This is a genomic window from Candidatus Binatia bacterium (genome assembly GCA_036563615.1).
Classification (GTDB): domain Bacteria; phylum Desulfobacterota; class Binatia; order UBA12015; family UBA12015; genus DATCMB01.
Genome location: DATCMB010000021.1, coordinates 116,588 through 130,388 on the forward strand (window position 1 = coordinate 116,588; position 13,801 = coordinate 130,388).

Below are 13,801 nucleotides of genomic sequence, written 5' to 3' on the forward strand. Positions count from 1 at the left end.
GCTCCGCGATCGCAAGACGTCCGCTTCTCGAGGTGCGCTGCTAGGGCGTGAGCCTCACGAGCGCGACCTCGTTGCTCGTGCCGTTGCGCGTCGAGCCGCCGACGACGAGCCGACCGTCGGCCTGCAGGGCGACGCTCTGCGCCGAGTCGCTCGCGCCGAGCAGGTCGAGGGTGAGCGCGCCGCCCGCGCCGAACGAGGCGTCGAGCACGCCGCTCGGCTGGAACACGGCGAGCGCCATGTCGTTGACGGTCGCGCTCTCGGCCTGTCCGGCGAGCACGACGCGCCCGTCGGGCAGCAGCGCGAGCGTGCGCACGAAGTCGTCGCCGCCGTTGAAATCGTGGCTTGACACGCCGAGCGTCCCGAAGCTCGTGTCGAGCGCGCCGTCGGGGCGGAAGCGGGCGAGCAGGAAGTCGTAGCTCGCGCCGAGGATCGTCTGCACCGCGACCAGGATCCCGCCGTCGCTCGCGACCGCGACGCCCACCGCCTCGTCCCACGTGCCGCCCGAGAGGTCGATGCGCACGACGCCGTCGCCGCCGAAGCTCGGATCGAGCGTGCCGTCGGCGAGGAAGCGCACCACGCCGACGTCCGGGTTGGCGCCGCCGCTCGCGGCCACGCGGCCGACGAGGACGATCGCGCCGTCCGCCTGCAGCGCCGCCGCGCTCGCGAGGTCGGTCGCGCCGGCGATGTCGACGGTCGCGAGCCCGCCCGAGCCGAAGCTCGCGTCGAGCGCGCCGTTCGCGTCGTAGCGCGCGACCGCGAAGTCGTTCTCGCCGAGCACGACCGCGGCGTGTCCGGCGAGCACGATCTTGCCGTCGGGCTGCAGCAGGATGCGGTAGGCGCGGTCGGTCGAGCCGAAGAAATCGGTCACCGCGACGCCGGCGCTGCCGAAGGTCGCGTCGAGCGTGCCGTCCGCGAGGTAGCGCGCGAGCGCGAAGTCGCTGCGCCCGCTGAAGGTCTGCGAGACGTAGCCGGCGACGAGGATCCGGCCGTCGGTCGTGACGACGACGTCGTACGCCTCGACGTCGATGCCGGTGCCGAACGCGACGCCGACGACGCCGCCCGCGCCGAAGCTCGCGTCGAGCGTGCCGTCCGCGTGGTAGCGCGCGAGGTGGCGCGGGCCGAGCACCAGCAGCTTGCCGTCGGCCTGGGCGGCGATCGCGCGCGCGGCGCTGCTCCAGGTCGCGGTGACGAGGCCGCCGCTGCCGAAGCTCGGGTCGAGCGCCCCCGAAGGCGCCGGCGTGTCGCAGGTCACGACGACGTCGACGACGTTCGCCGTGCCGACCGTGCCGCTGCCGTTCGTGACCGAGCACACCTGCAGCGGGCTCGTCGGCTGCGTCGCGACGCGCACCTGGTAGCTCGCTCCCTCGAGGAAGTCGTAGGGCAAGGTGAACGGTCCGTCGCTCGCGATCTCGACGCTCGCACCGGTGATCGCCTCCTCGATCTCGAGGCCCGTGCCTTCGAGGCCGCTCACCGTGCCGCCCACCGTGTACGTCGGCGGCGGCTCGACCCAGTCGTCGTCGACGATCGTGACGACCGTCGTCGCCTGCGCGCCGGTCGCGCAGCCGTGCTCCGTCGTGAGCTCGAGCACGACGGTCTCATCGGGCTCGCCCGCGCGGTCGTCGAGGATCGGCACCGTCAGCGAGCGCGACCCCGACTCGCGTCGGTTGAACACGACGATCGGCGCGGGACGCTGCCAGTCGAGGCCGACCGTCGCGGTGGACGCGCCCGGTGTGATCGTCGCCGTCACCTTGCCGTCGCTGCCGCCGGTGCGCGTGATCTCGACCGTCACGCTGCCCGCGTCCTCGGACACCTCGTAGGACGCCGCGGCGAAAGAGAGCAGACCCGCCGACGGCGCGCAGACGACCGCGCCCGCGCGCGCCATCGCGCGCTGCAGGACGCCGTGCGTGTCCGCGCCGCAGAGCACCGACGGCTTCGGTCCGCGCTTCGCGTTCTGGCGCCGCGCGAGCGCGCGGTCGGCGCTGCGCAGCGCGTTGACGATCCGCTTTCCGAGCGAGCGCCGCTTCGTCTCGGTGGTCGCGGCGAGCGCCTGATCGACCAGGGCGCGCGCGCGAGCGGCCGGACGCGTCACGTTCGTCGGCAGCTCGTCCGCGAGACAGCGCGCGGGCGGCATGCCGGCGTCAAGCAAACAGGCGACGCCTTCCAGGCCCGGGAACGGGCAGCGCGGGATCTCGACCTCGACGATGCCGGCGTGCTCGATCGTCACGCCCTCGGTCGGGCCCAGGTCGTCCTCGGAGAGCGGGTCCTTCGCATAGGCGCTCGCCGCGGTCTCGCCCTGCCCGCGGTCGAGCGCCGCGGCGACGAGGTCGAAGCGGACGGTGAAGCCGGTGTGCATCGGCACGCCGTCGAGAACGATTCTCTCGGTGTACGGCCCGTCGAGCTTCGGGCGGTGGAAGCCGTACGCCGGATCGCCGCACGTGTCGCAGTCCCACTGCCAGCGCGGCCCGGTCGCGAGCACGACGCCGTTGTCGCCGCGGATCTCGCCGGAGAGGTCGAGCACCCAGATGTCGTCGAACACGTCCTCGAGGTCGACGCCGAGGTCGGCGCGCGCGAGCGCGACCTGGCTCATGCCCCAGCGCTGGCGCTCGTTGAAGTCGCGCACCGTGACGTCCATCTCGATGCGCGCGCTCGGCCCGAACCACGGCGGGCGTCCGCTGCCGAAGTCGACCACCTCCAGGTGCGCGGTCGAGTAGGTGAAGCGCAGGAAGGGACCGTCCTCGACGCGCACGTACTCCTTCTCGACCGAGATCAGCGCCTCGCCGCCGATGGTGTTTCCGGCGACGCCGCCGCGCAGCGGCGCGATCGCCTTCGCCCAGAAGACGTTGCCGTCCGAGTGCCCGATGGCGGTCATGGAGGCGGGCGTCTGGAAGAAGGTGCCGGCGAGGAAGTCCCACTCCTGGCGGACGAAGTCGCCCCACTGCTCGTGCAGCGGCTCGGGCACGAGGACCGCCGCCAGGCCGCCGAGGTGCTCGACCTCCCGCCACTCGGAGAACTGCCAGCGGTAGAGCGGCTCGGCGGCGGCGGGTCGCGCGGCGAGCAGGACGAGCCCGCACGTCGCGAACAACATCGAGCGCCGCGCGCTCGACACGAGCCGGGCGGCGCGACGCGAACCGGGGGTGATGCGCTTCTGCTTCATACCCGCAAGGCGTGAGAACGCGTCGAACGATGTTCGAACGCGCGTCGCCGCGGGCGAAGCGCGGGCGAAGCTCCCGGGGAGGACGCGCTACCGCGCCGGCGCAGCCAGCATCAGGCGCGCCGGCGCGCAGCGCTCACGCGAACGTGCGCGCGAGCGCTCGCTCGAGCGCCGCGAGGTCGTGGCGGTCGCAGCGGAAGCCGACGTAGCGATCCGGGCGCACGAGATAGAGGCAGGTGCCGCGCGCGCCGTACTTCTCTGCGAACTCGCCGGACGCGTCGCGCAGCAGCGGGAAGCGCTCGAGCTCGACCGCGCGCGCGCCGGGCTGTGCGATGCCCCAGATCGCGATCTCGTCCGCGAAGCGCTCGCGCAGCCGGTCGGCGAGCGCCGCTACGCGCGTGAAGTCGTCCTCCTTCGCGTCGGCGCCGAAGCAGAGCAGCAGCACGTGCTCGGGCCTGCGGACGAGATCGGCGATGCGCAGCGGTGTCGCGACCCAGTCGCGCACGAGCCCGCCCGCGTCGGGCGCGCGGTCTCCCGGACGCGGACCCGCGGCGAGCGCGCCCGGCGCGACGTCCTCCGACACCCAGCGGCTGTCGCGGTAGTTGACGAAGAGCTGCGAGTCCTCGAGCCACTGGTTGAAGCGGATCTCGCCGGTCGCGAGGCCGGCGTCCATGCGCCGGGTCGTGCGGTTGACGACGTCGAGCCCGACCGGACGGCGCTCGGCGTCGTAGCTCTCGAGCAGCTCCGACGCCGCACGACCGCGCACCGCGAGCGCGAGCTTCCAGGCGAGGTTGTGCGCGTCCTGGATGCCGGTGTTCATGCCCTGCCCGCCGATCGGCGGGTGGATGTGCGCCGCGTCGCCGACCAGGAACGCGCGGTCCTTCGCGTAGCGCGACACGATGCGGTGGCTGATCCGGTAGTACGACGACCAGACCAGGTCGGTCATCTCGGTGCCCGGCGGCAGGATCGGCGACATCACCTCGCGCAGCTTCTCGAGCGTCGGCGGTTGGCTCAGATCCGCGCCCTCCTCCTGCTGCTCCATCGGCGCCGCGCACGACACCCGGTAGCGCTTGGGATCGCCCGGCACCGGGATCGCGACGAGGATGTTGCGCAGCTCGCCGTTCTCCGTCTGCGTGAAGCGGTGCCCGTAGGCGTGCGAGCGGTCCCAGTGGAGGCGCACGTCGCCCAGCATGAAGGTCATCTCGTAGGCGTCGCCCTCGTACTGGAGGCCGAGCCCGTGGCGCACCGTGCTGTGCGCGCCGTCGCAGCCGACGAGCCAGCGGCACGCGACCTTGCGCTCGCCATCCGCGGTCGCGATGCGCGCGACGACGCCGTCCGCGCGCATGTCGAAATCGACCAGCCGCGCGCCCTGCTCGACGCGGCCGCCGTGACGCGCGAACGCTTCACGCAGAAGCGCCTCGCTCTCGTACTGCGCGAGGCTCAGGAAGCCGTACGGCATGCCCGGCGCGTCGACTTCCTCGCGCGTCACCGGTCCGTTGTCGACGGACGAGTCCATGCCGGCGAAGAAGCAGCCGCGACGCAGCGCCTCGAGCAGCACCCCGCACTGGTCCCAGACCTCGAGCGTGCGCGGCGTCAAGCCAAGAGCCTTGCACCACGTGTCCGGTCGCGGCCGCTGGTCGATCACCAAGGGCTCGACGCCGTGCTGCTGCAGCTCGAGCGCCGTCTGCAGCCCGACCGGACCACCACCCACCACCAAGACCTCGACCTCGTTTCGCATCCCTCGACCTCCGCCGGGCACGTTTACAACGCTTGACGAGCCGCGAGAAGCGAGCGCAGGGCACGAGCGACGTCGCCTTGGCGTCCGCGCTGGCGCAGCGTACATGGAGCTCGTGGCGAGACGTTCGGGCAGCGCCGATCTGCCGCTGCACGGCGGTCGCGTGCCGCGCTGGCTCGCGGACCGCATGAGCCGGCTCGGACGGGTGATCGTCGAGGCGATCGTCCTCGAGTACGGCCGCGACGAGCTCCTGCGCCGGCTCGCGCACCCGTTCTGGTTCCAGTCCTTCGGCGCGGTGATGGGCATGGACTGGCACTCGTCCGGCATCACCACCGCGGTGCTCGGCGCGCTCAAGCGCGGGCTCGCGCCGGTCGAGCACGAGCTCGGCGTGCACGTCTGCGGCGGACGCGGCGCGCACTCGCGACGCACGCCGCACGAGCTGCTCGCGCTCGGCGAGCGGGTCGGGATCGACGGCGACGCGCTCGCGCGCACGAGCCGGCTCGTCGCCAAGGTCGACAACGCCGCCGTGCAGGACGGCTTCACGCTCTACCTGCACGGCTTCATCGTGACCGACGACGGCCGCTGGGTCGTCGTGCAGCAAGGGATGAGCCCCGAGGCGCGGCTCGCGCGCCGCTACCACTGGCTGTCGGAGGGGCTCGAGAGCTTTCTCGACGATCCGCACGCCGCGATCGAGGGACGAAGCCGCGGCGTGATCGTCAACCTCGCCGACCGGCGCGCCGCGCGCTCGCGCGCGAGCCAGCTCGCGCTGCTCGCGCGCGGTCCGGATCGCGTGCTCGCGGCGCTGCGCGGTCCGCTGCCGGAGCTGGCGCGCGTGCCCGAAGAGCTTGCCGAGCCCGAAGCTGCGCCCGGGCCCGTGCAGCCGACGCTGCCGCACCTCGTGATGCCGACGCGGCACGACGTGCGCGCAGGCGACGTCGTCCTGCGCCGCCTGCACGGCGCGCTCGCCGCCGCCGCCGACCGCGCGCCCGAGGACTTCACCGATCTGCTCTTGACGCCCGGGGTCGGCGCGCGGACGCTCTTCGCGCTGGCGCTCGCCGCCGAGGTGATCCACGGCACGCCGTGCCGCTTCTCCGACCCCGCGCGCTTCTCGCTCGCGCTCGGCGGCAAGGACGGACACCCGTTCTCCGTGCCGCTGCGCGTCTACGACGAGACGCTGCGCGTGCTGACTCGCGCGGTGGAGGCCGCGCGCCTCGCGAACGACGACCGGCTCGCGGCGCTGCGCCGGCTCGACGCCGAGGCGCGGCGGCTCGAGCGGCTGGTGAAGGGACCGTCGTTCGAGGAGCTGATCGTGCGCGAGCGCGCGCGCTCGGCGGAGCTCGGCGGCCGCAGCGTCGGGCGCGGCGGCGGTCGCGTCGGGGGCGGCGAGACTGGCGTCGGACGCGGCTTACGCGGCGTCGCTCCGAGTGCGACGTCCGGCGTGCGCTCGCCGCGGTCCTGAGCGCGGGGCGTCGCGCTGGGGCGTCGCGTTCGGCTCGTCGCGTTGGGCGCGCGTCAAGCCGCGCCGTGCGGCAGCGCGACCACCAGGCGCACCTTGCCCGAGCGCTCGCCCGCGAGGCGCTCGTGGCGCTCGGTCGTGACCTGAGCGGGCGCGCCGAGCACGCTTTCGAGCGCGCGCGCCGCGGCGTCCGCGACGCGCCGGTAATCCTCCTCGTCGCGCGTCACGAGACGCAAGACGAACGCGTGCGGCGCCGTCTGCACGAGCTGGTACTGGACGATCTCTGGGAATTGCTTGACGGCGCCCCAGATGCCGCGCGGGTGCAGGACGCGGCCGCCGGGCCGCTCGAGCACGTCCTCGACGCGGCCGTCGATCTCCGCGAGCGCGTCGAGCGTCCGCCCGCACGGGCACGCCCCCGACGCGAACGACGCCACGTCGTTCAGCCGATAGTTGAGCAGCACCGTGCCGCGGTTGACCAGGTTCGAGATCACGACCGTGCCGCGCTCGCCGCGCGGCACGTCGCGGCCGTCGGCGTCGACGATGCGCACGTGGCACAGGTCCTCGTGCAGGTGAAAGCGCGAGCGCGCCTCGCACAGGAAGGCGATCTTGAAGGCCTCGACCGAGTTGTAGAAGGAGATCACCGGCGCGCCGAGCGTGCGCTCGATCTCGAGCCGCGCCTCGCGGTCGAGGCTCTCCGCGCCGTAGGTGATGACCTTGGGCGGCACGAGCTTCGCGTCGCCGCGGGCGACGGCCCGGCTCAGCGCCGCCAGGTAGTTGCCGAAGGTCGCGAGCACGTCCGGGCGGAACTCGTTCAGCGCCGCGACGTTCGCCGCGAGCGGCGCGAGCACGGAGAGCTTGCGCCGCGTCGGCCGCGCGAGCAGCGTGCTCTCCGCGTAGAACGCGCGCACGAGATCGATAGTGCCGCCCCGGTAGCCGATGCCGACCTCGCGGTAGCCCAGCCGCCGCCCGAGCAGCGTCGTGACCACGCGCCGCTCGCGCTCGCCGTACGCGACGTTCGCGAGCAGCGAGCGCCGATCGTGCCAGATCTGCCCCGGCTTTCCGGTCGAGCCGCTGCTGAGAAAGAGGAGCGCGTTGCGTCCGGCGCGCGACGTCGAGCGGAAGCGCTCCGGATCCCTGCGCAGGTCGTCCTTGTCGATCAGCGGCAGGCGCGCGAGGTCGCGCGCGGTGGTGATGCTCGCCGGGTCGACGCCGAGCTTGCGGAAGGTGTCGCGGTAGAACGGCACCGTGCGCGCCGCGTAGCGGACGGTCGCGCGGACGCGGGCGTCGCGCAGGGCTTCGATGCGCGCGCGGGGCGCGTAGGGGATGCGCTGCTGGCCGGGGAGGTGTGCGAGGACGACGGCGTTGCCGGCGAGCTTGCGGAGGAGTGAGCGGACGGATCGGACGCCGGGCTCGCGCGGGATCGACCTTTCGCGCGAAAGCGTCGCGTCGCGCGACGTCGTGGCGTCGCGCGCGGTTGCGCGGGTGTCGGCCGCGATGTCCGGCTCGTGTCTCAAAGCGCCAACGATGCCCGCTTTGGATCGCAAAGGGGAGCGATTGGCGCGACCTGACCTCGTCTACACGTCAAGCAGCGGTTTGCTGATGGAACGCGACGCGCCACGTGCCGTCTCGCTTGACGTAGAGCGTCGCGCAGAGAGCCTTCTCGGCGTCCTTCGGGTAGTTCCAACGCGCGGTCACCGCGTAGTGCAGCAGCGCGACGTCCGGCGCGACCGTGAGCGCGCGGACGTCTCGAAAGTCGACCTCGGCCCAGCGGTGGCCGGCGGCGTTCTCCTCGCGGAGCGCGGCCAGGGCGAGCTCGAGATCGATCCTGCCGATCTCGGGGAAACGCTGACGGCATCCGGGAGGAACGCGCTGCCGTAGACCTCGACGTCGTTGGTCCACAACGTCCACTCGATCTGTAGCAGCTCTCGATCGAGACCCATCGCCGTCTCCGCAGCAATTCGAAAGCAACGAGCTCGGCGGCGCCGATCCTCCCGACGCTCGATGCGTCAGGGAGTCGGCACCGCCGGGCTCGTCAGAGAAACGGGCTACGCCGCCGCGCTCTCGCGCGCGATCGCCGTGAGATGCTCCGCGTCCGTCCCGCAGCACCCGCCGACGACGCGCAGCCCGTACTCGCGCTTCATCGCCGCGACCTCGCGGCCGAGCTCTGCGGGGTTGCCGCGGTCGAGCTCGGGGCTCTCGTCGAGCTCGGCGTGGCTCTTGCGCGACGAGTTGGCGCGGATGCCCTGGAAGCGGTCGAGCCAGCGGGCGCCCTCGGCCTTGGCGCGGGCGAGCGCGCCCTCGACGTGCGTGGGGTGCGCGCAGTTCACCATGTAGAAGAGCGGCGCGCCGCCGGTGGCCTCGTCGACGCGGCGGATCAGCTCGCCGAGCGACGTGCCGTCGGGGAGCGTGCCGTCGGTCTCCACGGTCGGCGACACGATCACCGGCAAGCCGAACTCGGCCGCCGCCTGCGCGACGCCGATCGACTCGGCGACGCTGGTCATCGTCAGCGCGCACACGAGCTCGACCCCGGCCCGCGCCAGCACCTCGATCTGGGCGCGGTGGTAGGCGCGCGCCTTCTCGGGGGTCACCTCGGCGTCGGACACCTTGTAGCCGTCGCCCCGCGGGCCGATGTCGGCCGTGAGGACCACGGGCAGCGCGGCGCGCGCGCCGTCGCCCGCGCGCCACTCGGCGACCGCCTCGCGGGTGCGCTGCACGGCGAGCTCGTTGAAGCGAACGAGGTCGCTCGCGGGGTAGCCGAGCGCCGTGACGAAGTCGGGGTGCGCCCGCCACACGAGCGTGTCGAGCAGCAGGCCGTGGCCGTTCTCGTGCGCCGCCGCGAAGATGAGGGCGAGGTACTCGCGCTTGAGGCGGTCCCAGGCCGCCTCGTCGTCGAAGATCTCGAACGCGCAGCCCTCGCGCAGCGGGAACCCCTGCTGGAACATCATGAAGGTCTCGGTCCCGCCGGGGGTGATGTACGTCCGTCCGCTCGAGAAGAACCCTGCCTTGGTCGTGCTCATCGACTCCTCCTGACCCGGAAGGCGTAGGGTTCCGCCTCACGGTGTGAGGCCCCGGGGCCTCAGATTGCCCAATGGACGGGCGTTTCGGGGTAGTACGCGCAGACCGTGCCGGTGCGGATCGTGTTCTCGAGGTGACGGCCGAGCGCGGGGTGCGCGGCGGCGATCTTGCGCATCGCGCTGCGCATCCGCCAGGTGACGCTCGAGCGCGCCCGCTCGATCGCGCTGCCGACCCGGCGCGGACGGCCGCCGAGACCGAGCGCCCCGGCGAGCGTCGTCACGAGCTGGTCGAGCTCGTCCCGGGCGCGCTCGGCGCGACCGAGGTCGGAGCGGCGCTCGGCGTCCTCGATCTCCTCCTCGAGCTCGCGGATCCGCGTCCGCACCTCGCGGCGCGCGCGCTCGTCGAGCACGGGGTCGGCGCCGGTCGGCTCGTCGCCGCGGCCGGCGAGCTCGAGACAGTGCAGCTCCTCGCCGGGGCGCGAGAGGAGCTGCGCGAGGTCGAGGAAGCCCTTCACCTCGCGCAGACGCACGACCTCGCCCGCGAACGCGAGCGTCCAGACGTCGCCCTCGCGGCGGAAGACCGCCTGCGGCTGGCCTGCCTCGCGCGCGGCGATCGGCGTGGAGTGCACGTCGGCGTCGGGATCGGGCGCGAGACCCGCCATCTGCAGCCCGCGCGCGAGCGCCTCGAGCGGCTCCGCGGACCGGAAGGGGTTCACGAGCGCGAGCCAGCGCAGCTCCTCGCCGGGCTCGGGGTCGCGCCCGAACAGGATCTTCTCGCGGAAGTCGGCGCGGAACATCTCGAGGTGACGCTTGGCGACGGCCGCGTCGCCGACGAGCGCCGCGCTCGCCGCGAGGTAGGCCGGCACGTCGACCAGCGCGCGCGGCGCGCGCAGCGCGACGTCGCGCGCTTCCTCGTAGCGGCCCGCGGCGAACAGCGGCACCGTCAAGCATGCGACGTACCAGTCGGGATGGCGCGGATGGAGCCGCATCGCCTTGCGCGCGAGCTCGACGCCCGACTCGGCGTCGCCGAGGTAGCCGCGTGCGGATCCGGCCTGCGCGAGCACGTCGGCGTCGTTCGGGTTGAGCGCGAGCGCGCGGTCGGTGCGTCGCGCCGACTCGTCGAACTCGCGGCGGAACAGCAGCACGCGCGCGAGCACCGTTTGCACGTGCGCGTCCGAGTCGTCAAGCGCCGCGGCGCGCGACGCGTGCTCGAAGGCGAGGCGCTCCTTCTCGTCCCAGCGCTCCCAGAGCTGGCAGCTCCACTCGTTGAAGTGCGACAGCGACAGACCGGTGTGGGCGCGCGCGTACGTCGGGTCGAGCTCGATCGCGCGCTGGAAGAAGGCGCGCGCGCGCTCGTCGTCCTCGGGCGTGCCGCCGCGAAGCGCGTCGATCCCGCGCAGCCAGCACTCGTAGACCTCGAGCGAGGTGAGCGGCTTGCGTCGCGCGCGCGACAGCCGCTCGCTGTCGACCTCGATCGCGAGCGCGCTCGCCACCTGACCGACGATCTCGTCCTGCAGCGCGAGCACGTCGGTCGCCGGCGCGTCGAAGCGTCCCGCCCAGAGCTGCCGACCCGAGGCGGCTTCCGTCAGCCGCGCCGTCACGCGCAGCTTGCCGTCGCCGCGGCGGACGCTGCCGCGCAGCACGAGCGTCGCGCCGTCGCGGCGCGCGTCGGCCTCGCCGCCGGTCTCGGCGAACGAGGTGTCGGGATGCAGCACCTCGAGCGTCGGGAAGCGCGACAGCTCGACGATCAGATCTTCGACGAAGCCGCGCGCGAAGTAGGCGTCCGAGGCGTCCTCGGACAAGCTCTCGAAGGGCAGCACCGCGACGCGTGCCGCGGCGTCCTGAAGAGCGACGTCAGACATAGGTCGATCAGCGAGGGCTAAACCGGCCGCAGTCTAGCGCCACGCCCGCTCGGAGACGAGCGCTTCCGGAAGGACGAGCTCGTCGCGCTACTTCAGAAGCGGTAGCGCCGCGGTCACGACCCCGGATTCCGTGACGACCGCGAGCGCCCCGCGAATCTTCGCGCTCGGTGCGCTGACCGTACACTAGCCGATGCTGCCGGAGTCGAAACCGCCGCTGTCCAGCACGCAGGAGCCACCGGCCGCGATCGGCTTTCCGGTGCAGGTGTCGATGGTCGCGATGCTCGACCCCGAAGCGAAGCTGCGCAGGACGGCCGTCGCCTTGACGGGCTTCGACCCGGTGTTGGTCACCGTGCAGGTCAAGGTGCTTCCGGGGGCGGCTTGCAGCACGCCCGAGGCGAGGTTCACGCCGAAGGCAGGCGACGCGACGGAGAGGATCGCGCAGGCGAGGAGGCAAGCTTTCCGGCTCATCGGACATCTCCTGATCGAGATCCTCGACATACGCCGCGCGAGCCTGCCTCCGTCGAGCGATTTTCTTCGCTCGCTCAGCTCGACCCGCCGAACCGCTCCTGCAGCCGCTGCATGCCGCGGATCCAGCGGTCGTAGTCCGCGGTCTTGCGCCGGAGGTACTCGAGCACCTGCGGGTGCGGCAGGATGAGGAAGCGCTCGTCGGCGAGCCCGGCGATCACGGCGTCGGCGACCTGCTCGGGCTCGAGCACCCCGTCGACGCCGGCGACGCCGCCGTTCTCGAAGCCGGCGATCATCGGCGTGCGCACCGCCTGCGGGCACAGCACCGACACCTTGAGGCCGCGCGCGCCGTAGGTGATCGCGAGCCACTCGGCGAAGGACACCGCGGCGTGCTTGGTGACCGCGTAGGGCGCCGAGCCGATCTGGCTCAGCAGCCCCGCCGCCGACGCCGTCTGCAGCAGGTAGCCGCCGCCGCGCGCGAGCATGCGCGGCACCAGCGCCCGTGCTGCATGAAGATGCGCCAGCACGTGGATCGCCCACATGCGCTGCCAGTCCTCGTTCGGCGTCTCGAGCCCGCCCTCGAAGACGATGCCGGCGTTCGAGCAGAAGAGGTCGATCGGCCCGAGGTCGCGCTCGGTGCGCTCGACGAGGGCCGCGATCTCGGCCTCGACGGCGACGTCGACGCGCTCGCCGACCGCGCGCACCGCGCCCTTCGACTCCGCGGCGAGCTCGTCCGCGACGCGGCGGGCGCCGTCGCCGTCGCGGTCGGCGACCACGACGGCGCGCGCCCCCTCCGCGGCGAAACGACGGGCGAGCGCGCGACCGATGCCGCTCGCGCCGCCCGTCACCACGACCGTCTTGCCAGCGACGTTCACTGGTACTTCTTGAGCTCGAGGCGCGCGATCTGGGCGCGGTGCACCTCGTCCGGACCGTCGGCGAGACGCAGCGTGCGCGCTCCGGCGAACATCCGCGCGAGCCCGAAGTCGCTCGTCACGCCGGCCGCGCCGAAGAGCTGGATCGCGCGGTCGATCACGCGCAGCGCCATGTTCGGCGCGACCACCTTGATCGCCGCGATCTCGACGCGCGCCGCCTTGTTGCCGACCTTGTCCATCATGTAGGCGGCCTTGAGCGTCAAGAGCCGCGCCTGCTCGATCTCACAGCGCGACTCCGCGATGCGCTCGAGCGTCACCGACTGCTCGGCGAGCGTCTTGCCGAAGGCGACGCGCTGAAGCGCGCGCTTGCACATCAGCTCGAGCGCGCGCTCGGCGAGCCCGATCAGACGCATGCAGTGGTGGATGCGGCCCGGGCCGAGGCGTCCCTGCGCGATCTCGAAGCCGCGTCCCTCGCCGAGGATCAGGTTCGACGCCGGCACGCGCACGTCCTCGAAGATCACCTCCGCGTGGCCGTGCGGCGCGTCGTCGAAGCCGAACACCGGCAGGTGCCGCACGATCTTCACGCCCTTGGTGTCCATGGGCACCAGGATCTGCGACTGCTGCTTGTGCAGCTCGGCGTCCGGGTTGGTCTTGCCCATGACGATCATGATCTTGCAGCGCGGGTCGAGCGCGCCGGACGTCCACCACTTGCGTCCGTTGATCACGTACTCGTCGCCGTTGCGCACGATGCTGCAGCGGATGTTGGTCGCGTCGGACGAGGCGACGTCGGGCTCGGTCATCGCGAACGCCGAGCGGATCTTGCCCTCGAGCAACGGCTCGAGCCACTGCTTCTTCTGCTCCGGCGTGCCGTAGCGCTCGAGCACCTCCATGTTGCCGGTGTCGGGCGCGGAGCAGTTGAACACCTCGGGCGCGATCGGCGAGCGGCCCATGATCTCGCACAGCGGCGCGTACTCGAGGTTGGTGAGGCCGGCGCCGTACTCGCTCTCCGGAAGGAAGAGGTTCCACAGCCCGGCCGCCTTGGCCTTCTGCTTCAGCTCTTCCATGATCGGCGGCACCTCCCAGCGCGAGGCCCCCTCTTCGAGCTGACGGTGGTAGACCTCCTCGTTGGGATAGATGTGCTCGTCCATGAAGGCCTGGAGCTTCTTCTGCAGGCTCTTCACCTTGTCCGAGTATTCGAAATCCATCGATTGCCTCCTCGAGCTGACGCGATTGCCGGTCTCGGCGG

General features: G+C 72.6%; 10 protein-coding genes. 1 reads left to right on the forward strand and 9 read right to left on the reverse strand.

Going from position 1 to position 13,801, the window contains the following annotated elements; translation table 11 throughout:
* Window positions 1–40 precede the first annotated feature (40 nt).
* Both VIS07_17535 and VIS07_17540 read right to left on the reverse strand, forming a co-directional pair.
* A complete protein-coding gene (locus VIS07_17535; protein HEY8517316.1) occupies window positions 41–3,085 on the reverse strand; it encodes a Calx-beta domain-containing protein in 3,045 nt (1,014 codons plus the stop codon).
* 202 nt (window positions 3,086–3,287) lie between these two features.
* Window positions 3,288–4,889 carry an FAD-dependent monooxygenase gene (locus VIS07_17540; protein ID HEY8517317.1) on the reverse strand — a complete coding sequence of 534 codons (1,602 nt, stop codon included), beginning with the start codon at window positions 4,887–4,889 and terminating at the stop codon, window positions 3,288–3,290.
* A 112-nt stretch (window positions 4,890–5,001) separates the two neighbouring features.
* On the opposite strand from VIS07_17540, the gene VIS07_17545 reads away from it, so the two are divergent.
* A complete protein-coding gene (locus VIS07_17545; protein ID HEY8517318.1) occupies window positions 5,002–6,345 on the forward strand; it encodes a DUF763 domain-containing protein in 1,344 nt (447 codons plus the stop codon).
* Between the two features lie 53 nt (window positions 6,346–6,398).
* Here the strand turns inward: VIS07_17545 and VIS07_17550 are convergent, their stop codons facing one another.
* The 7 genes from VIS07_17550 to VIS07_17580 form a co-directional block, all read right to left on the reverse strand.
* Window positions 6,399–7,856, reverse strand: coding sequence for a hypothetical protein (locus VIS07_17550; protein HEY8517319.1), 1,458 nt, complete (start codon window positions 7,854–7,856; stop codon window positions 6,399–6,401).
* Between the two features lie 67 nt (window positions 7,857–7,923).
* Complete coding sequence (locus VIS07_17555) at window positions 7,924–8,241, reverse strand: nuclear transport factor 2 family protein (protein ID HEY8517320.1); 318 nt, start codon at window positions 8,239–8,241, stop codon at window positions 7,924–7,926.
* A gap of 146 nt (window positions 8,242–8,387) precedes the next feature.
* Entirely contained in the window at window positions 8,388–9,359 is a 972-nt protein-coding gene (locus VIS07_17560; protein ID HEY8517321.1) for a homocysteine S-methyltransferase family protein, read from the reverse strand.
* 59 nt (window positions 9,360–9,418) lie between these two features.
* On the reverse strand, window positions 9,419–11,218 hold the full coding sequence (locus VIS07_17565) for a hypothetical protein (GenBank protein HEY8517322.1): 1,800 nt from the start codon (window positions 11,216–11,218) through the stop codon (window positions 9,419–9,421).
* Between the two features lie 183 nt (window positions 11,219–11,401).
* Window positions 11,402–11,686, reverse strand: coding sequence for a hypothetical protein (locus tag VIS07_17570; GenBank protein ID HEY8517323.1), 285 nt, complete (start codon window positions 11,684–11,686; stop codon window positions 11,402–11,404).
* A gap of 74 nt (window positions 11,687–11,760) precedes the next feature.
* Entirely contained in the window at window positions 11,761–12,558 is a 798-nt protein-coding gene (locus VIS07_17575) for an SDR family oxidoreductase (protein HEY8517324.1), read from the reverse strand.
* Window positions 12,555–13,760 (reverse strand): acyl-CoA dehydrogenase, encoded by a 1,206-nt coding sequence (locus tag VIS07_17580; GenBank protein ID HEY8517325.1) that lies wholly within the window; start codon window positions 13,758–13,760, stop codon window positions 12,555–12,557. The genes VIS07_17575 and VIS07_17580 overlap by 4 nt, the downstream gene beginning before the upstream one ends.
* Window positions 13,761–13,801 lie beyond the last annotated feature (41 nt).

Coding starts and splice junctions, on each gene's coding strand:
- VIS07_17535 (HEY8517316.1), bottom strand. CDS start 3,085: ATGTTGTTCGCGACGTGCGGGCTCGTCCTGCTCGCCGCGCGACCCGCC.
- VIS07_17540 (HEY8517317.1), bottom strand. CDS start 4,889: ATGCGAAACGAGGTCGAGGTCTTGGTGGTGGGTGGTGGTCCGGTCGGG.
- VIS07_17560 (HEY8517321.1), bottom strand. CDS start 9,359: ATGAGCACGACCAAGGCAGGGTTCTTCTCGAGCGGACGGACGTACATC.
- VIS07_17565 (HEY8517322.1), bottom strand. CDS start 11,218: ATGTCTGACGTCGCTCTTCAGGACGCCGCGGCACGCGTCGCGGTGCTG.
- VIS07_17570 (HEY8517323.1), bottom strand. CDS start 11,686: ATGAGCCGGAAAGCTTGCCTCCTCGCCTGCGCGATCCTCTCCGTCGCG.
- VIS07_17580 (HEY8517325.1), bottom strand. CDS start 13,760: ATGGATTTCGAATACTCGGACAAGGTGAAGAGCCTGCAGAAGAAGCTC.